An 18759-nucleotide genomic window follows, 5' to 3' on the forward strand; every position below is an offset into this window, starting at 1 on the left:
AGGCCGTAGAGGCGCATGTATTAAAGCTTCAAATGCGTATTGCAAAGGCAATAAGAGAAGGTAGACACGGCAAAGCCAAAGCATTGCAGTGGATATTGACTCACTCACGTTCGGCTAAGCTGTTAGCGGTCAAACGTGTATCACAAAACAAAGGTAGTAAAACATCTGGGGTAGACGGTGTCATCTTAAATACAGATGCTCGTCGCATGAAAGCGGTTGATAAACTTTCACGTAAAGGATATCAAGCAAAACCACTTAAACGGATCTATATCCCCAAGAAAAACGGCAAACTCAGGCCATTAGGTATTCCTTGCATAATAGACAGAGCTCAACAAGCACTGCATTTATTAGCATTAGAGCCTATTTCTGAATCATTAGCCGATCCAAATAGTTATGGCTTTCGCCCTAATAGAAGTACAGCAGATGCCATTGGGCAATGCTTTATCTGTCTAGGCCAGAAGAAATCAGCTAAATGGGTACTTGAGGCAGATATCAAAGCCTGCTTTGATAAGATTGGACATCAATGGCTCTTAGATAACGTTCCTATCGATAAGCGAATGTTATCGCAATGGCTCAAGTGCGGCTTTATGGATAAAGGCGTGTTTCATCGAACTGACGAGGGAACACCACAAGGTGGGATAATATCGCCCACCTTGATGGTGATGACCCTTGCAGGGCTGGAACAACATGTCAAATCCACTGCACTGAGTAAAGGTCAACGAGTCAACTTTATTGGTTATGCTGACGACTTCATCGTTACAGGGCATTCAAAGGAATTTCTTGTAAATGAAGTCAAACCGCTGATTGCTGGCTTTTTAGAAGAACGTGGCTTGACTCTCTCTGAAGAGAAAACACAGGTAACACACATTGACGATGGCTTTAATTTTCTGGGTTTCAACCTTAGAAAGTACAAAGGGAAGTTACTCATAAAACCGAGTAAACCCAATGTGCTATTGTTTCTGCGAAATCTGCGTGAACTCATCAAGAAACACGCAACCATACCAGTGAACGACCTCATCAAATTGGTGAATCCTAAGCTGCGTGGTTGGGCGAATTACTATCGTCATAGTGTTGCCAAGAAAACTTTCAACTACATTAGTCATAAGCTATTCGAGATGCTATGGCATTGGGCTAAACGACGCCACCCGACTAAATCTAGACGGTGGATCGCTATGAAATACTTCATCAATCGTAAAGGGCAATGGCAATTTCACGGTTGGCGTAAAATAGCGAATATAGATTCTCAGTTTAATCTTGTTCAGATAGCCCAAACTCCCATAAAAAGGCATGTGAAGATAAAAAGCCCAGTTACAGCTTATAATCCAGAGTTCGCTGATTATTTAAAAAGGCGAAAACAACCTGATAAGTGTCGTAATGCTTGGTCTTCACCAGTCTCGCCTTTGTTTTAATTGCTGGGTATCAAACGATACTTTATATGAGGCTTGAGCCCAGTGCAGTGAAAGTTGCACGCTGGGTTCTTAGGGAGACGGCACTTGGCAACAAGTGTCGTCCACCCGACAAATAATCAAACCGAACCAAAACCAAAATCCTTTGAAAAATATCAACGTTATATCCCTTAACTCTTTGGTTGTTATAAAAAGCCTGAACTTCATTTCAGGCTTTTTTGCTCTCGCGCTTAGACGATCTTCAATACCAGATGATTTACAAGCTCAGCAAGTAGTCTAAACCACCTGTGATTGCCGCGACTTGCGCCACAATGCAGTTTTCATCATCTGACAATGGGCTGTCTGGGTACACTTCTGTGGTCGTCACATATTTGGCATCCGTGACACCGGCACATAAACCAAGGGCTTTAGTGGCGTAATTAATCACGCCAAACTGCGCTAAATCAACGCCAATTAACTTACCGTCATCATCGGCTGGCGCAATATGGGTGACTTGCTCTACTGATTTGATAATCGCTGTTTGAAATTCTTCTTGCGGATGAATGGTGTCACCAACAAGGTAAAAACCATCCGGGATATTCCAGTTAGTATGCTCAACAGCATCACGTGCCGACAGTGCTGGCCTAAATTCACTGTTATCGGTATCGGTGGTTTCATGTAGATCAATATGAGCAAATATCTCAACATCTAAATCCGCTAATAGCTTGATTAACGCTGCCGACTCTTCAGCTGGGCTGTCAGCATAAAATGAACGGTTCGGGTCGATTGCTTTTGGGTTCCAACGGTTAATGGTTTCATATCCCCAAGGGCTGATACACGGCGCCACTAGAATATTAAAATGCTTGGCATAATCAGCCGCTTTAGTTTCAGCAAAACGGATGGCGCCTTGCACGCCGCTTGTTTCATAACCGTGCACGCCACCAGTCACTAAAATCGTCGCTTTATTGGCATCCCAATTTTTTGATTTAACCGCCAACAATGGGTAACGCTCAACATCATAAGAGAGGGCACCATACTGCTCAACATCAAAGCGGTCTTTTAACGCCAGCACCTTGGCTAGCACTTCATCTTGATAAGAACGCTTAATCGACTGAACATTCAGCCACAGGGCTTTTTCAGCGTCGCCCCATTTCTGACCTTTTACACCGATTGCGTACACTTGCTGATCCATTTTTGATTCCTTTTGGCTTGGTTTTGTCTCCAAGCTCTTCTATACCTAATGCAGTAAAAGGCTAACCTTTTTTCAGCGCCTTTTACTCCAGCGTTAAATTACTCGAGAGCATAAACGTGATATAGATTGATATCAATGTCGTTATCCGTAATAGTTTTCAATCAGGTAGTTAGAGCTGCCAACCTATTTCTCATTTACAAGGATGATTTTTATGAATGCATTAAGACATGGATTTTCAATTGGAATAGAAAGAGTTGAGGATGAGTTTTTCCTCACACTCAAAGCAAAAGGTAAGTTAACCCACAGTGACTATCTTGCTATCACACCGGTCATTGATTCGGCATTATCAGAAGTTAAGCAGCCAAAAATTAAAGCGCTATTCGATGCAACAGAACTTGAAGGCTGGGAGCTTAGCGCTGCTTGGGATGACCTTAAACTGGGGCTTAAACATGGCAATCAATTTATAAAAATTGCACTTTATGGCAATAAAGGCTGGCAAGAAACCGCGACTAAAATTGGTCGCTGGTTTGTCGCGGGTGAAATGAAATACTTTGACAATGAAGCTGATGCATTTGCGTGGCTAAATGAATAATACCAATTGATTAATAAGCCCTTTAATCAAATAAAAAACGCCAGCAAATGCTGGTGTTTTTTATTTTAATCTCACAATATTAGGCTAGAATAATCACCTACCAGCCAAGGCTCTTGCAGGCGGTGTCTGGCTTGCCTTCCACGCAGGGTAAAGCGTGGCTATCACGCTCATCACAAACGCTAAACACACCACGGTAATGACATCATTCACTTGTAACTGTGAAGGTAAGAAGTCAATAAAGTACACATCCGCCGATAACAATTGAATACCTAATATTGATTCAATACCACGGGCAATAGCGCTTAGGTTTATCGAAATTGTCACACCTAATACGGCACCAATAGCGCAGCCTAAAATGCCGTTAAAAGCGCCCTGCACCACAAATATTAGCATCACAGAGGCTTTTCTCATGCCCATAGTCAACAAAATCGCAATCTCAGACTGTTTATCTCGTACAGCCATAACCAAGGTTGAAACGATATTAAAACATGCCACAGCAATAACCAATGCCAGTACTAAATACATCACCATACGCACTAATTGAATATCTTGGTATAAATGCCCTTGGGTGCGAGTCCAGTCGGAAATATACACATATTGCTGCTGGCTATAGCCCAAATCACGAATTAACCGCGGCGCAGCAAACACATCATCAGCCTTAATCCGCACGCCTGAAACGCTATCACCTAAATTTAATGTTTTAGCGGCATATTGCATCGGAATATAAGCGGTGCTCATATCGAGTTCACCACCCAGCTCAAAAATACCAGACACAACAAAACGGTGACTCTTAGCTGCACCGATTTTGTTTTGTGACTTGCCATTCAGATTGGGCATATAAAGGTTGAGTGACTGACCGACGGTTAAATCTAAACTCTTAGCAAGCCCCTTACCTAACACAATGTTATTGCTGTTATGTTCACTGAGGCTTTGCCAGCTCTTAGGTGACATAAATTGCTGGATGTTAGACACTTTGGCTTCATTGCCAATATCTATGCCCATCACGGTGAGGCCCTGAAAACCGCCCACCTTTTGTACTAAACCTTGCATACGCACAAATGGCGCAGCAGCAACAATACCAGGCACTTGGCTGGCATCATCCACAATTGATTGCCACTGATGAATCGGCTCATTCACCCCAACTAGTTCACCATGCGAAACCACGCCTAATAAGCGTTGCTCTAACTCTTTTTCAAAACCATTCATTGCCGATAACACAACAATGAGCACCATCACGCCAAGGGCAATACCCGCCGTTGAAGCAAACGAGATAAAGTTAATAAATCGGTTTGATTGGCGCGCAAGATAAAAGCGCCAACCGACCCACATGGCTAACAAACTTCTCATGCAGTCAATTCCTCCGCTTTAACTAAGCGGCCATCTTTCATGTGCAGTTGTCTATCCATTCGCGCGGCTAGCTTTTGATCATGAGTCACCACTACAAAAGCGGTGCCTAGCTGCGCCGCAAGCTCAGTAATGAGTTCATATACAGCTTCACCGCTATTGGCATCAAGGTTACCTGTTGGCTCATCAGCAAGAACCAATTTAGGGTCATTAATTAACGCTCTAGCAATCGCCACTCGTTGACGCTCACCACCAGACATTTCAGCCGGAGTGTGAGTTAAACGGTGACCTAAACCAACCCGCTCAAGCAGCGCCTTCGCTTTAGGCTCCACCAGTTTACGACGCTGACCTTGAATAAGTGCGGGCATAGAGACATTTTCAAGCGCTGTAAACTCTGGCAATAAATGATGAAATTGATAAATAAAACCAACATTCTCATTGCGGACTTTAGCTTGGCGTTGACTCGATAACTGATACAAATCTTCGCCCAACATAGTCACTGTGCCGCTTGTAGGGCTATCGAGTGTCCCCATAATATGCAGCAAGGTACTTTTACCTGAGCCAGAGCTACCAACAATCGCTAATTGCTCACCTTTAAATACTTGCAGGTCAACATTATGTAGCACCAGAGTGTCTACCGCCCCTTCTTGGTATCGTTTACTAACATTACTGACTTGTAGCAATAATTCTTGCGTCATTGTTAACTCGCTATTCATCTAAATCTTAATCTACTCGTATCATCGATTCTTGGTATCTAGGCTTATTCGTACCTAAGCTTATTCATACCTAAGCGCAGTAGCTGGCTGCACATTAGCAGCGCGAATCGCAGGGTAAATGGTGGCTAATAACGTCATCACTAACGTGCCGACGACAATCCAAGTTAATTGGCTAAGCTCTAATTGCACAGGTAAGTTCTGCCCTGCACCTAAAATAGAGATCCCTAAAAAATGGGTAATGCTATTTAAGTTAAAGGTTAACAACACGCCAACTGTAACGCCGGAAATCAGGCCAAGAATAGCGTTGAGCGAGCCTTGAATAAGGAAAACCCCCATCACATTTGGCGTTGTCAGGCCTTGGGTTTTTAACACGGCAACATCGGTAGTTTTGTCGACCACCATCATCACTAATGCAGAGACAATATTAAAAGCAGCAACCGCAATGATAAGACTCAACATTAAGCTCATCATATTTTTTTCCATTTTCACTGCGCCAAAAAGATGACCATAGGTATCACGCCAATCCGTTGTGGTAACAGGCGTTGCAAATTGGCTAACCACCTCTGGCGCCACTTTGCTAGCGTTAAATGGATCATCAAGATACAAACGTAACTGCTTAATTTCGCCCGGTGTTTGTCTCATTAGGCGCTGCGCGTCATCATGATGAACATAAGCAAGCGTGCCATCAACTTGCGAGCCCATTTCAAACATGCCAACAACGGTAAATTTACGCTGACTAGGTACAGGGCCTAACGGGGTATATACCACACCGTCACCGCTTAATACGCGAATTTTATCGCCCGGAGCCACATCAAGTATCCGCGCTAACTCCGCGCCTAAGATAATTCGATACTTACCAGCCTCAAGTAAATCAAAATTGCCCGAATATACATTTTGGGTGGTTTTTAATAAGCTTTTTTCTTGGTCTGGGTAGATCCCATAAATCTGCGCCGCGCCAATATTACTGGCTGACTGCACCATAGCTTGGGTCGAAATACTTGGCGTAGCGCCCACAACGCCAGGAAGCAGGCTAAGCTTTTCAACTTGCTTGTGCCAGTCAGCTATAGGGCTAGAAGCGTGCACGGTTAATTGCGGCACCGCCCCTAAGATACGCTGCTTAAGTTGGCCTTCTAAGCCATTCATCACCGAGCTCACAACAATTAATGCCGCCACACCCAATAAAATGCCTGATACTGCAAACAAGGTAATGAAGGATGCAAATGCATTGGTTTTCTTTGCGCGCCAGTAGCGATAACCTATATAAAACGATAATGAAAAATTCATTAAAAAACCCAAATAAAATCGACTGATACAGAGCCTAAGCGCCGATGATTTAGTTACCCACGAATGCCCCATTTGCATGAAGAATCATTGCATAACTTGTAATCAGAACTGTAGAACTCAGCGCTAAAGCAAGACATTTTAATGTCTAACCTTGCTAAATCATAAAGATGCGCACGATAATAGGGGTATTAGCCCCCTAAAAACAAGAGGCAACTCCCTTGTTATCCGACTCTACCGCCTATTTTAGTATTATTCACCCATTTGATGCCTATTTGAGTCCTTGGGACAGCGCTAAACCTTTGCCAACCGCTGAGCAGTTAAACATGTTGCTGCCCACAAGTTTACAGCTGATCAGCGATGTAAAAGCGTTAGAGTCAGATTGTTTATTGCAATTGCGTCATTTAGACGATGATGCAAAAACAGTAGTGGAATTTTTAAAACTGCAATCACGCAAAATAGACATGGTTTTGCAGCATGTTATGGCCAAAGAACAGTACGAAGGTACTCGTTATCAAGGCAGTCATTTTGGCGGCAGTGGATTTGCCATTGCTAGCCCTATCGCGCTTGAAGTTGGTCAAATATTTCAAGTGACCTTGCATATCAAAGAAGAGCTGATTGCTATTTTATGTATTGCTACAGTGCAAAGCTGTAAACAAAAAGCCCTTGAATCGTCAACGACTCAATTATTAGAAGCTACGCCTTATGTCTGTGAACTCAGCTTTAGGGTGATCCAAGAAAATGATGTCGAGCAATTGGTCAAAGCCAGTTTAAGTTTGCAACAAAAGCAACTCAAATTACGTCAACAGGCTCGCTAGCACAAAAAGATTTTTCGCTGGCATGAGTTGAAACAAGCCTCTACAATACTTAGCAACTTTACTGCAAATGGACTTGTTCCCTCGCCTTAATGAATGCTTTCTCTGTATTGACTCCGCCAGCTGTCAAAAGTGCCAAATTGGCACAAACGCTGTGTACACTCGGCGGCGCTGACCAAGCGCTAACCATCGCGAATATTTCTAAGCAACACCAAGGAATTACCCTTGTTGTTACCGCCGACACGCCAACGGCTATAGCGCTCGATACCGAGCTTAGCTACCTGCTTAGTGAGCAATCAATATCGATTTGGCTATTTCCAGATAGAGAAACGCTGCCCTACGACAGTTTCTCACCCCATCAAGATCTGGTCTCTCAACGCTTAGAGGCATTATCGCGTATTCCCCAAGCCCAGCAAGCTGTGGTCATTGTGCCTATCACCACCTTGATGGTGCGCCTGCCACCGCAATCATTCTTAACTGGCAATGTGTTAATGCTAGAAAAAGGCGATAAATATCGCCTGTTAGACGTGCGCGAGCAGCTCATCAATACCGGCTACCATGTGGTTGAGCAGGTTTATGAGCACGGCGAGTTTGCAGTACGCGGCTCGATTATCGATATTTTCCCTATGGGCTCTAGCCAACCTTATCGAATTGAGCTGTTTGATGATGAAGTGGAAACCATTCGACATTTCGACCCGGAAACTCAGCGCTCAAGTAAAGAGATAGATTCAATCCGCCTGTTACCGGCTAAAGAATTCCCAACTGATGACGCTGCGATTGAAGGCTTTAGGCAAAGATATCGCCGCCGCTTTGAAGTCTTAGTCAAAGAACCGGGTTCTATCTACCAAATGGTCAGTAAAAAGACCATGCCGGCTGGTATTGAAAATTACCTGCCATTGTTTTTCGACGAAACGGCAACGCTATTTGACTACCTGCCTGACTCAACTCAGCTTGTTAGCGTCGGCGATATTGAAGCCGCGACGCAGTCGCACCTTAAAGAGGTTGAAACCCGCTATGAAGATAGACGCGTCGACCCATTAAGACCTTTATTAGCGCCGCAAGAGCTGTATTTACTGACAGAGCAAATTTTTGCTAACTTTAAAGCCTTACCTCGCTTTGGACTTAAAGATCTCAGTTATACCGGTACCGCTATACCGGCAAAGGTCAGCAAGCTGCCAGATATCACAGCTAACCATAAGCTTAAACAGCCACTTGCAGAACTAGAGCAGTACGCAACGCTGGGTGAGCGTATGCTATTTAGCGCCGAATCTGAAGGTCGTAGAGAAGCGCTATTAGAGCTGCTCGGCAAGATTAATATCAAACCTAAGCTATTTGCACATTTTGATGAATTTGCCAGCAGCAAAACCAAAGTCGGCTTAATCGTATCGCCACTAGCCCAAGGCTGCGTGATTGAAAAGAAAACTGGCGGTAAGTTTAGCTTAATCTGTGAAACCGAACTATTTGGTCAGCGGATATCCCAGCGCCGTCGCCGTGATAAGCAGCGCCAAATCAGCTCTGACGCATTAGTAAAAAACCTTGCCGAGCTTAAAGTCGGTCAGCCCATCGTGCATTTAGATCATGGTGTTGCCCGTTACCAAGGCTTAGAAACCTTAGATACCGGCGGTCTAGTTGCAGAGTATTTAGTATTAGAATACTCAGGCGGCGATAAACTTTATGTACCGGTTTCATCTCTGCATCTCATTAGTCGTTACAGCGTTGGGCCCGATGAGGAAGCAACGCTTAATAAACTCGGTAATGAAAGCTGGGCTAAGGCGAAGAAAAAAGCCGTTGAAAAAATTCGTGATGTAGCAGCAGAGCTTCTCGATGTTTATGCTCGCAGACAAGCCCGTCCAGGTGAAGCTTGCCGTATCGACCAAGAAGAATACGCCCAGTTTGCCAATAGCTTTCCTTATGAAGAAACCGTTGACCAAGAAACGGCTATTGAGGCGGTTCTTGAAGATATGCGTAACCCAACAGCCATGGACCGACTCGTTTGTGGTGATGTGGGCTTTGGTAAAACAGAAGTCGCGATGCGCGCCGCTTTTGTTGCGGTGAACGATGGCAAGCAAGTCGCGATATTGGTGCCCACCACCCTGCTTGCTCAACAACATTATGAAAACTTCAAAGACCGTTTTGCCGATTGGCCATTTAAGATTGAAGTGATGTCGCGTTTTAAAACAGCCAAAGAGCAAACCCAAGTCATGAAAGACTTGCTCGACGGTAAAGTCGATATCGTGATTGGTACCCATAAACTGCTGCAATCTGAAGCCAAGTTTGAAAACCTGGGCTTACTCGTTATTGATGAAGAACACCGTTTTGGCGTCAGACAAAAAGAGAAAATTAAAGCGCTACGAGCCAATGTAGACATTTTAACGCTTACGGCTACGCCTATTCCGCGTACTTTGAATATGGCGATGTCGGGCATGCGTGACTTATCGATTATTGCTACGCCCCCAGCCAAACGTCTTGCAGTAAAAACCTTTGTTAGAGAGTACGATGAAGCGACAATTCGCGAAGCCTTGCTGCGTGAAATATTAAGGGGTGGCCAAGTTTACTTCTTGCATAACAGTGTTGAAACCATTGAAAAACGCGCTGCTGAAATCAGTGAATTGCTACCGGAAGCGCGTGTAGTTACTGCCCATGGTCAAATGCGTGAGCGTGAACTTGAACGAGTCATGTCTGATTTTTACCATCAGCGCTTTAATGTGCTGGTGTGTACTACCATTATCGAAACTGGTATTGATGTACCATCAGCCAATACCATTGTAATCGAGCGCGCCGATAACTTTGGTCTTGCGCAGCTGCATCAGCTACGTGGCCGCGTTGGTCGCTCGCATCACCAAGCTTATGCTTATCTCATGACGCCTCATCCAAAGCGAATGACCAAAGATGCTCGCAAGCGCCTTGAGGCCATTGGCGCGTTAGAAGATCTCGGTGCAGGCTTTATGCTTGCCACTCAAGATCTTGAGATCCGCGGCGCCGGTGAGTTACTCGGTGATGAACAAAGTGGCCATATTTCGAAAATCGGCTTCACTCTCTATATGGAAATGCTCGAAGATGCAGTGAAATCGTTAAAGCAAGGCAAAGAGCCTTCGCTTAACCAGATGCTACGCCATCAGTGTGAAATAGAGCTAAGAATCCCAGCACTTTTACCTGAAGATTATGTTGCTGATGTGAATATGCGCCTATCTTTATATAAGCGCATCGCAAACTGTGAAACAGCCAAGGCTTTGGATGAATTGAAAGTCGAGTTAATCGATCGCTTCGGTATGTTGCCTGACGCCACCAAAAACTTGATGGAAATGACACTTTATAAGCACTTAGCCACGCAGTTAGGCTTAAGAAAAATCGAAATGCACGCTAAAGGTGGTAGTATAGAGTTTGGTGAAAATAATAAGGTTGATCCAACCTTTATCATCGGCTTACTGCAAACTCAGCCCCAAGTATATCGAATGGACGGGCCCAATAAGCTAAAATTTGCTATGCCGTCTGAAACAGCAAAAGACAGGCTTGCACTACTAAAACTGTTAATTGAGCAGTTGTTTCAACATCGTCTTGGAGAATGATCGTGTTAAGACTATCTAAAAACAAGCTAAGCGCAGCTTTAGCTGTTAGCCTTTTATCTAGCCTATCTGCCAGTACCGTTGCTGCAGCTGAACGCTGGTTTGAGGTCGAAGTCTATATCTTTGAACGGGATACTCCAACGACCGAACAATGGCCAACAACCGCGGCGACCAAACAGAATCGTAAGGCTGTGGATTTTATTACACCTATGATCAGCACTGATTTAACTGCCCTGAATATGGGGCTCAACGGTTGTACCTCAACTGATTGGGCAACCGATAGCGTGAACTGTAATGAACAACTAAGCAGCGCTAACCATAAAGCGATGGCCGATGTTCCAATGCAAATTTCTGCGTCGACGCCAGCGGTTGCTCATTTAGGCGATGGTGCAGTGCTACTTGCCCAGAGCCAAAGTCAATTTAAAGATATTATGGCAACCATTTCACGTGAAAAAGGTACTTCAAGCCTATTACACATGACATGGCAACAATCGATGTTACCGCGAAACCGTGCCGTACCCGTTAAATTATTCTCTGGTCATGACTATTCTGAAGAGTTTGAATTTAATGGCCAGCCTATTGAGGCAAGCTCAACGACATCAGAGTTTGGTAACTTTGATTTTATGGGCAGTCAGTTTGCAACTGATAGCAACAAGCCTGTTTGGAAGTTTGACGGAACGATAAATATTTATCTGCAGCACTATCTGTTTATCGAAACAGACTTTAGATTACGTGAAGCGGGCAGTAAAACCGTGTTACTCGCTAACAACGAGTTAAGAGCTAATCCTAATACATTGGCAAACACTGGGGAAAGTTCAGAATCACAAGCGGTCACAACACCGTACCTGTACTCTATTCCGATGACGCAAAATCGCCGGGTGCGCAGTGATGAAGTCCATTATTTTGATCATCCTAAAATGGGCATGATTATCCAGATCCGTAAAATGGAACAACCAACAGCTAAAGTCGTTGAGCCAACAAAGGACGTTGCTGAATTACCTGCAACAACACTTTAAAGCTGAATGATTGAAAAATCGAGGTAGATATCATCTGCCTCGTCTTCTGCTACAAAGACCTCATCAACCTGTGATGATGGCGAACCGATATGGCACCAACTAATCAGCTTATCGACAGCGGGTTGCCCACCTTGCGCTAAAATCTGCACTGAGCCATCACTTAGATTACTGACATACCCCGTGACTCCCAGAGCCTTTGCTTGAGCGAGTGTATTTTGCCGGTAGGAAACGCCCTGCACCCTGCCTTTCACTTTTATCACCACACGTTTCATCACGTATTCCTTTTAAGAATCACTCAACTTAGACACTGCCTACAATAGTCATTACTGATCTCAAACAAATATCTGTTTGTATAATACCAATTAGTATAAGAAGTTGCTCTACTCAGAGCGTATTTGGCAAACTAATTTAAGGCGAATAACTGAAAGAATGGTTACTCCCTTGTGAAGTTATTCAACGTAGAAGTAGGCAGCCAAAAATGCTCCAGAATGGCGAGTTTTAGCGGCTCTGATACTGCGTTAACAAGTTTGAACGTAGAATAACTATGCTCTTCACTCGTTGCCTTGTCTCAGTGCCGCTAAATTCTCGCTGAGCGACCAAATCTTTATACTAATTGGTATAAGGAATAACATAGCCTAAAGCACACAGTTCAGCAAAGTAAGCTAAACCATTAACCTGCCGACTGCTGCTATCTAGCGATTGTTGTGTTTGATACTTTAAAAGTCTTCAGTCTGCATATAAAAAGCCGCCACAAGCATCAATTGCTTGTGGCGGCTCTATTTATATTTACGACAAAACAGTTAGCTTGCTTTAAATGCCTTAATAAGCTGTAACTGACCAGCTAAGGAAACAAACTTGTGCTGCTGTGCTTCATCCCACTCTATCGAGTAATACTCTTTAAGTGTAGATTCAACTTTCGCATTATCATTCACATCATCTTGACGAGCCAAAATACACAATGCTTTACCAGCATTTAGTGCCCGAAAATCTTTAACGCATTTATTAGCGATATCAGCATATTCTTCAGGACGATCAATATGTTCAGCCATATTGTCTTCAGGCTTTAAATTAGGATTAATCAGAACCGACTTAATACCGTTTAAGAAACCAATCCGTTCAGCCCAAAAACCACCTAGCCCGACACCTAAAATCAACGGCGCTTTATCATCTGAAGAAGCAATTTGCTTACTGACTTCATTCAACAAATGCTGCATATCATTTTTAGGGTGTTGCGTACTGTAGCTGATTAAACGCACATCATCGTCGATAAACTGTAGCTGACGCATTTTATCGTGATTACCCGGACTAGTTGCGTCAAACCCATGAAGATAAAGGATCATTTTGTCCCCCAGACAATAAATACAACGGTAATTATGACTTAACCTATCAAGCTGCGCCTGTTTTTATGTTGCGCTAAGTCAAACTTTTCGCGATTGCTTTAGCACGTTCCCAGCGAGTGTTGTCTTCCAGCGCCTTAGCGACTTTTTTAGCGTCTGGCTTTAATAAGTTAGCGCTTAAGCCTTTGTCATCTGTTGGCCAGTTAACCGTATTTAACACCTCGGTAGCGCCAGCGCTGTCGTTACACACTAATATCATATTACAACCTGCATCCAGTGCTGCTTGTGCTCGAGCTGCATACCCACCAGCCACTGCAGCGCCTTTCATTCCTAAATCATCGGAGAATATCACGCCATTGAATGAGAGTTGCTTACGTAGTACCTCTTGTAACCAAAATGGGGAAAAGCCCGCAGGCTGACTGTCTACTTTTGGATAAATAACATGTGCAGGCATAATGCCTTGCAAGCGCTCTTTTCCAATCAAATTCACAAATGGCTGCATATCTTCAGCGAAAATCTGTTGTTTACTGCGTTCATCAACAGGTTTTGCAATATGTGAATCCGCCTCGACACTGCCATGCCCAGGGAAATGCTTACCTACAGCGCACATTCCTGCTTGCTCCATACCATCAATAAATGCACTCGCAAGCTCAATCACTTCGCTTTTTTCTGGGCTAAAACTGCGCGTGCCAATCACTTGGCTGATGCCGTTTAAATCAAGCACAGGTGCAAAACTTAAATCAATATCGACAGCTAATAATTCAATCGCCATTAAGTAACCGAGCTCTGTCGCCCACGCTTTTGCTTGGGTCATGTCACCTTTCGCTGCCGGTAAAATATCGCCCATTGCTGGTAGAACGGTAAACCCGTCTCGAAAGCGCTGCACTCTGCCGCCTTCATGATCAACAGCAATAATAATATCGGGGCGAATCGCCCGTATCGATTTTATCAGCTCAACTAATTGTGCACGGTCAACATAATTGCGACTAAATAATATTAATCCGCCTATCATAGGGTGAGTTAACTGCGACGATTCAGCAACATCTAACGTCGTGGACTCAATATCTAACATCAAATAACTCATACTACCCTCTAAATTTTTTATCAATCTGTAGATTTTATCTACATTAGCCCTAGCAAGGATAAGCCTCAGCTATAAGCAAAAACACGCTATAAACCCATGTTAAACGTCAACTAATATAAAATAAACCAAACCCAAACACATAATATCACCGCTTAGCTTACAATTAGTTTATCTAATGCTCTAAAATTGGATACAAAAAAACTAATGCTAGAGAAGACCTTAAAGTATGGGATACTTTTTTGCACCAACAACTCAAGCAACTAAGATTAATAGCAAGCATTGTTTTAACACGCTGGATAGACGAAATATACCAAGAAAAGCGTCATTCCTCCATCCAGTCATTTCTTAGTGAAGTTGGTTATAACTATAACGACTAGAGCAATTAAGGTTTAGCATGATTAGTGTATTCGACATGTTCAAAATCGGCATCGGGCCGTCAAGTTCGCACACTGTTGGCCCAATGAAAGCCGGCAATATCTTCATCAATCAATTACAAACGCTAGATCATCTAGATAGCATTGATGAATTACGTTCTGAGTTATTTGGCTCTTTAGGCCAAACGGGCAAAGGTCACGGTACAGGTAAAGCGGTTATTCTAGGCCTGATGGGCGAAGCGCCTGATACGGTTGATACTGACTCAATTGATGATATTTTACAGCAAGTGAGTGACTCTGAGCGACTCAAGCTTGCAGATGGTCGTGAGGTACTCTTTAGCCGCGCAAACGGTATTACTTACCATAGACGCAAAAGCTTGCCTGCTCACGCCAATGCCATGACGCTATATGCTTACAAGGAAGGTAAATGCATATACGAGCGCACCTATTACTCTGTAGGGGGGGGGTTCATTCTTGATGAAGATGAAATTCAAGCACAGGACGCCTCACCTGCCGCACCAATTAAATCAGCCCCTTATGATTTTAATTCAGCCCAACAATTACTCGAACTTTGCACCACTAACGGTTTTAGTATTTCATCATTAATGATGGCTAATGAGCTGAGTATCGCTAATGCAGATGAGATCAACGAGCAACTATGGCTGATTTGGCAAACCATGAAAAACTGTGTCGAACGTGGCTACCTAAAAGAAGGCATGTTACCTGGTGGATTAAAGCTTAGACGCAGAGCCCCATCACTGCATCGCCGCCTAAAAGCCGAAGGTAAAAACTGTGTTGACCCATTAACCGCTATGGATTGGGTTGATCTGTTCGCGCTATCGGTCAATGAGCAGAACGCTGCAGGCGATCGCGTTGTCACCGCACCAACTAACGGTGCTGCTGGCATTATTCCTGCCGTATTATGTTACTACGATATGTTTGTGCAAGAAGTGGATCAAGATATTTGTAGCCGTTACCTGCTAACTGCTGCGGCTATCGGTATTCTCTATAAAAAGAACGCGTCTATTTCAGGTGCTGAAGTGGGCTGCCAAGGTGAAGTGGGTGTAGCTTGTTCTATGGCTGCAGCGGCATTGACCGAAATTATGGGCGGTACTGTCGAGCATGTAGAAAACGCAGCAGAGATTGGTATGGAGCATAACCTTGGACTCACCTGTGACCCTGTAGGCGGCCTTGTACAAGTACCTTGCATCGAACGTAATGCTATGGGAGCCGTAAAAGCAATTAACGCCTCACGCATGGCTATGCGCGGCGATGGTAACCACAAGGTTTCACTCGATAAAGTGATTAAGACCATGATGGATACTGGTAAAGATATGCGCAGTAAATACAAAGAAACCGCTAAAGGCGGCTTAGCTGTAAATATTGTCGAGTGTTAAATCACTGAATCATCTAGCATTGAGTAACTAAAGTGGCTTAGTACACCATAAAAAAACCTCGCGATTGCGAGGTTTTTTATTGGTTTAAAGAGAAGGCTACCTAACCGGTAATTCAATATCTTTAAACATGGCTTCAATCTGCTGTGCATCTCTTAATGCCACGGCTTGCTCAACCACAGTTCGCGTTAGGTGCGGTGCAAAATGCTCGATAAAGTCATACATATAAGTACGTAAGAAATTACCTTTTCTAAAACCAATTTTAGTGGTGCTGTGACCAAAGAGGTGGCTCGCATCGATAGCGACTAAATCTTTATCCATATGCTCATCAATTGCCATTGAGGCTATCACACCAACACCAAGGCCTAACCTTACATAGGTCTTAAGCACATCAGCACTGGTAGCACTAAATACGACTCTTGGCTCTAACCCTGCACGATTAAAGGATTTTTCAATCTCTGACGCCCGATCAAAACCAAATACATATGTCACTAACGGAAAACGAGCGAGATCTTCAATGCTAATATTGCTTCTTGCTGCCAATGGATGATCACGAGTCACTACAATTGAGCGGTTCCAGTGATAACACGGCAACATGATCAAATCGCTATAAAGGTGCATCGCTTCAGTCGCAATGGCAAAGTCAGCATCACCTCTTGCCGCAAGCTCACTAATTTGTGATGGCGTACCTTGATGCATGTGTAAGTTAACTTTAGGGTAACGGTCTATAAAACCTTGAATGATATGCGGTAATGCATAACGTGCCTGAGTGTCTGTAGTGGCGATATTTAGCTCACCTTGATCAGGTTTGGTATACTCTTCAGCTACTTTTTTAATGCTTTCGACTTTACCTAAAATATCATTCGCGATACTAATCACTTGCTGACCAGCCGGGGTCACATGAGTTAAATGCTTACCACTACGACCAAAAATCTGGATCCCTAGTTCATCTTCAAGCATACGTACTTGCTTACTTATACCAGGCTGAGATGTATACAGATTTTCCGCTGTAGCGGAAACATTGAGGTTGTGGTTAACCACCTCAGCTATGTATCTAAGTTGCTGCAACTTCATCTTTTATCCTTCCTTGTGGCAGGCTTATTACCTGTCTAATAAATAAGTAATGACGCTTTTAAATATAATTATTAGTTATAGTACAACAGAATAATTATATCAAATGGAATATAGCACAATAGTCTATCTCTACGAAACAGTAATCGATAATCCTTGATGAAGATTACTACCTTATACTGTTGATTTATAGTAGCATTGACCGAATTGTAAAATTATTGGTTCTGCTATGATATTTATTTCAGTCTTGGTTTTGATTGGCGTATTACTACTTTTAGTAATAGGCATCAGCATCATCCAACAACAAAAAGCCCGAGTTGAAGCTGAAAGGCGAACTGAACTAGCTCGTCATAGAGCCATTATTGATGAAACGGAAGAAGTGCTATCAAACAGTGGGCTAATTCCCTGCTCTTCAAATATTGTATTAATCCTTTACAAAAGGGTTGAAGATGCGCTGGAGAGTGCGCTTCCGCTCGCACGTAATCAAAGTAATGATTATGAACGCCGTTTAACTGATTTACGCGGTCAAATGCAAGTCTTAAAAGCCAATCAAAAACCTGCTCCTGCCATTGAGCAATTTCGATTACCCGATAGCGATAGACAGATTTTAACTTTGGTTAAAACACTTAAAAAAATGAAAGCTATTCTTCGAGCTGAACATAAAAAAGGCAAAGTGGACCCGAGTATTTTCAGTGAAGAAGAGATCCGAATCGATAGCCTGCAACTGCGTATTAACGTTGACTCAATGCTAGGAAGAGGTCGAGCAGCCTGCTTTATGAAACAATATGGTTCAGCCAAACAGATGGTAACGAAAGCCCTAGCAACGCTACATACCATAAAAGCGCAGACCCCCAACGACCCATTTATTGCGCGTAAAGTCGAAGAAGCTAAAGCTATGCTCCTTGAAATCACAGGTGCACAAGAAAAAGCTCAGCCTGCGCGAATAAAACCAAAAGAAGATGACGATGATATTGATGTGCTGTTTCAGCCGAAGAGAAAGTGGTAACAAAACACACTGATTAACTGTTTGAGCTTATCTTCAAAGCAAGATAACCACCTTCAAAAGAAGGTGGTTATCTCAGAAAATATTAACCAGCCTTATTAGCAAGCAGCGCCTTCACATAATACCAATCAGTATAAGAATTTGATCTACTCAGAGCGGTTTTTGGCAAACTAATTCAAGGCGAATAGCTGCAATAATGGTTATTCCCTTATAAAGCTAATCAACGCAGAAGTAGGCAGCCAAAAACGCTCCAGAATGGCGAGTTTTAGCGGCTCTGATACTGTGTTAACGAGCTAAAACGTAGAATAACTATGCTCTTCACTCGTTGCAAACCACATAGATGTGGTGAATGTCATTAAAGCAGGAGCACTTAATGACCTTGTCTCAGTGCTGCTAAATTCTCGCTGAGTGACTAAATGTTTATACTGATTGGTATAAATGGCTAAGCATTTGCGATATCTATAACTCCCCCTTCTACCTGCAATAAAACGACCCGCCGATACATTCAAGATTTAACTACTAAATAAGCTTCCACACGCACACAAAAATCCTGAGCAAACCCATTTCTTCCATCTCAAAGGGAATGAATACA

At 43.3% G+C, this 18759-nt stretch carries 15 protein-coding genes; 7 read left to right on the forward strand and 8 right to left on the reverse strand.

What is annotated here, in order from left to right; translation table 11 throughout:
• A partial coding sequence (gene ltrA, locus L2748_RS14415) for a group II intron reverse transcriptase/maturase (RefSeq protein ID WP_248957711.1) occupies nucleotides 1-1409 on the forward strand: 1409 nt, incomplete at its 5' end.
• Nucleotides 1410-1662: 253 nt separating this feature from the next.
• Here the strand turns inward: ltrA and L2748_RS14420 are convergent.
• Nucleotides 1663-2577, reverse strand: a complete 915-nt coding sequence (locus L2748_RS14420) for a M14 family metallopeptidase (protein ID WP_220780912.1) — start codon at nucleotides 2575-2577, stop codon at nucleotides 1663-1665.
• 211 nt (nucleotides 2578-2788) lie between these two features.
• On the opposite strand from L2748_RS14420, the gene L2748_RS14425 reads away from it, so the two are divergent.
• On the forward strand, nucleotides 2789-3169 hold the full coding sequence (locus tag L2748_RS14425; protein WP_220780911.1) for a SpoIIAA family protein: 381 nt from the start codon (nucleotides 2789-2791) through the stop codon (nucleotides 3167-3169).
• Nucleotides 3170-3262: 93 nt separating this feature from the next.
• On the opposite strand, the gene lolE is transcribed toward L2748_RS14425, so the two are convergent.
• The 3 genes from lolE to L2748_RS14440 all read right to left on the reverse strand — a co-directional run bounded on the left by lolE (nucleotide 3263) and on the right by L2748_RS14440 (nucleotide 6513).
• Entirely contained in the window at nucleotides 3263-4516 is a 1254-nt protein-coding gene (gene lolE, locus L2748_RS14430; protein ID WP_220780910.1) for a lipoprotein-releasing ABC transporter permease subunit LolE, read from the reverse strand.
• Nucleotides 4513-5211, reverse strand: coding sequence for a lipoprotein-releasing ABC transporter ATP-binding protein LolD (gene lolD / locus L2748_RS14435; RefSeq protein WP_246616143.1), 699 nt, complete (start codon nucleotides 5209-5211; stop codon nucleotides 4513-4515). The genes lolE and lolD overlap by 4 nt, the downstream gene beginning before the upstream one ends.
• Nucleotides 5212-5289: 78 nt before the next feature.
• Nucleotides 5290-6513 carry a lipoprotein-releasing ABC transporter permease subunit gene (locus L2748_RS14440; protein ID WP_220780908.1) on the reverse strand — a complete coding sequence of 408 codons (1224 nt, stop codon included), beginning with the start codon at nucleotides 6511-6513 and terminating at the stop codon, nucleotides 5290-5292.
• A gap of 218 nt (nucleotides 6514-6731) precedes the next feature.
• On the opposite strand from L2748_RS14440, the gene L2748_RS14445 reads away from it, so the two are divergent.
• The 3 genes from L2748_RS14445 to L2748_RS14455 all read left to right on the forward strand — a co-directional run bounded on the left by L2748_RS14445 (nucleotide 6732) and on the right by L2748_RS14455 (nucleotide 11904).
• Nucleotides 6732-7328 carry a hypothetical protein gene (locus L2748_RS14445; RefSeq protein ID WP_220780907.1) on the forward strand — a complete coding sequence of 199 codons (597 nt, stop codon included), beginning with the start codon at nucleotides 6732-6734 and terminating at the stop codon, nucleotides 7326-7328.
• A gap of 89 nt (nucleotides 7329-7417) precedes the next feature.
• Entirely contained in the window at nucleotides 7418-10891 is a 3474-nt protein-coding gene (gene mfd / locus L2748_RS14450) for a transcription-repair coupling factor (protein WP_220780906.1), read from the forward strand.
• Entirely contained in the window at nucleotides 10888-11904 is a 1017-nt protein-coding gene (locus L2748_RS14455) for a peptidoglycan binding protein CsiV (protein WP_248957712.1), read from the forward strand. The genes mfd and L2748_RS14455 overlap by 4 nt, the downstream gene beginning before the upstream one ends.
• Here the strand turns inward: L2748_RS14455 and L2748_RS14460 are convergent.
• From L2748_RS14460 to nagZ, 3 genes are all read right to left on the reverse strand, one after another.
• Nucleotides 11901-12176, reverse strand: a complete 276-nt coding sequence (locus L2748_RS14460) for an acylphosphatase (RefSeq protein ID WP_220780904.1) — start codon at nucleotides 12174-12176, stop codon at nucleotides 11901-11903. The genes L2748_RS14455 and L2748_RS14460 overlap by 4 nt on opposite strands.
• Nucleotides 12177-12704: 528 nt before the next feature.
• Nucleotides 12705-13244 carry an alpha/beta hydrolase YcfP gene (gene ycfP / locus L2748_RS14465; RefSeq protein WP_220780903.1) on the reverse strand — a complete coding sequence of 180 codons (540 nt, stop codon included), beginning with the start codon at nucleotides 13242-13244 and terminating at the stop codon, nucleotides 12705-12707.
• Between the two features lie 73 nt (nucleotides 13245-13317).
• Nucleotides 13318-14325 (reverse strand): beta-N-acetylhexosaminidase, encoded by a 1008-nt coding sequence (gene nagZ, locus L2748_RS14470; protein WP_220780902.1) that lies wholly within the window; start codon nucleotides 14323-14325, stop codon nucleotides 13318-13320.
• A 394-nt stretch (nucleotides 14326-14719) separates the two neighbouring features.
• Between nagZ and L2748_RS14475 the strand changes: the two genes are divergently transcribed.
• Nucleotides 14720-16096, forward strand: a complete 1377-nt coding sequence (locus tag L2748_RS14475) for an L-serine ammonia-lyase (RefSeq protein WP_220780901.1) — start codon at nucleotides 14720-14722, stop codon at nucleotides 16094-16096.
• 96 nt (nucleotides 16097-16192) lie between these two features.
• Here L2748_RS14475 and cysB read toward each other — a convergent pair whose 3' ends face one another.
• Nucleotides 16193-17167, reverse strand: a complete 975-nt coding sequence (cysB, locus tag L2748_RS14480) for an HTH-type transcriptional regulator CysB (RefSeq protein WP_220780900.1) — start codon at nucleotides 17165-17167, stop codon at nucleotides 16193-16195.
• Nucleotides 17168-17393: 226 nt separating this feature from the next.
• Here cysB and L2748_RS14485 point away from each other — a divergent pair, with 226 nt between their 5' ends.
• On the forward strand, nucleotides 17394-18170 hold the full coding sequence (locus L2748_RS14485) for a hypothetical protein (RefSeq protein WP_220780899.1): 777 nt from the start codon (nucleotides 17394-17396) through the stop codon (nucleotides 18168-18170).
• Nucleotides 18171-18759: the final 589 nt, after the last annotated feature.

The sequence above is a fragment of the Shewanella sairae genome (assembly GCF_023283535.1).
GTDB lineage: Bacteria > Pseudomonadota > Gammaproteobacteria > Enterobacterales > Shewanellaceae > Shewanella > Shewanella sairae.

What these genes read in the sequence shown, in the direction of transcription:
- mfd (WP_220780906.1), top strand. Translation starts at nt 7,418, where the DNA reads ATGAATGCTTTCTCTGTATTGACTCCGCCAGCTGTCAAAAGTGCCAAA.
- lolE (WP_220780910.1), bottom strand. Translation starts at nt 4,516, where the DNA reads ATGAGAAGTTTGTTAGCCATGTGGGTCGGTTGGCGCTTTTATCTTGCG.
- cysB (WP_220780900.1), bottom strand. Translation starts at nt 17,167, where the DNA reads ATGAAGTTGCAGCAACTTAGATACATAGCTGAGGTGGTTAACCACAAC.
- L2748_RS14420 (WP_220780912.1), bottom strand. Translation starts at nt 2,577, where the DNA reads ATGGATCAGCAAGTGTACGCAATCGGTGTAAAAGGTCAGAAATGGGGC.
- L2748_RS14485 (WP_220780899.1), top strand. Translation starts at nt 17,394, where the DNA reads ATGATATTTATTTCAGTCTTGGTTTTGATTGGCGTATTACTACTTTTA.
- nagZ (WP_220780902.1), bottom strand. Translation starts at nt 14,325, where the DNA reads ATGAGTTATTTGATGTTAGATATTGAGTCCACGACGTTAGATGTTGCT.
- ycfP (WP_220780903.1), bottom strand. Translation starts at nt 13,244, where the DNA reads ATGATCCTTTATCTTCATGGGTTTGACGCAACTAGTCCGGGTAATCAC.
- L2748_RS14455 (WP_248957712.1), top strand. Translation starts at nt 10,888, where the DNA reads ATGATCGTGTTAAGACTATCTAAAAACAAGCTAAGCGCAGCTTTAGCT.
- L2748_RS14440 (WP_220780908.1), bottom strand. Translation starts at nt 6,513, where the DNA reads ATGAATTTTTCATTATCGTTTTATATAGGTTATCGCTACTGGCGCGCA.
- L2748_RS14475 (WP_220780901.1), top strand. Translation starts at nt 14,720, where the DNA reads ATGATTAGTGTATTCGACATGTTCAAAATCGGCATCGGGCCGTCAAGT.
- L2748_RS14460 (WP_220780904.1), bottom strand. Translation starts at nt 12,176, where the DNA reads ATGAAACGTGTGGTGATAAAAGTGAAAGGCAGGGTGCAGGGCGTTTCC.
- L2748_RS14425 (WP_220780911.1), top strand. Translation starts at nt 2,789, where the DNA reads ATGAATGCATTAAGACATGGATTTTCAATTGGAATAGAAAGAGTTGAG.
- lolD (WP_246616143.1), bottom strand. Translation starts at nt 5,211, where the DNA reads ATGACGCAAGAATTATTGCTACAAGTCAGTAATGTTAGTAAACGATAC.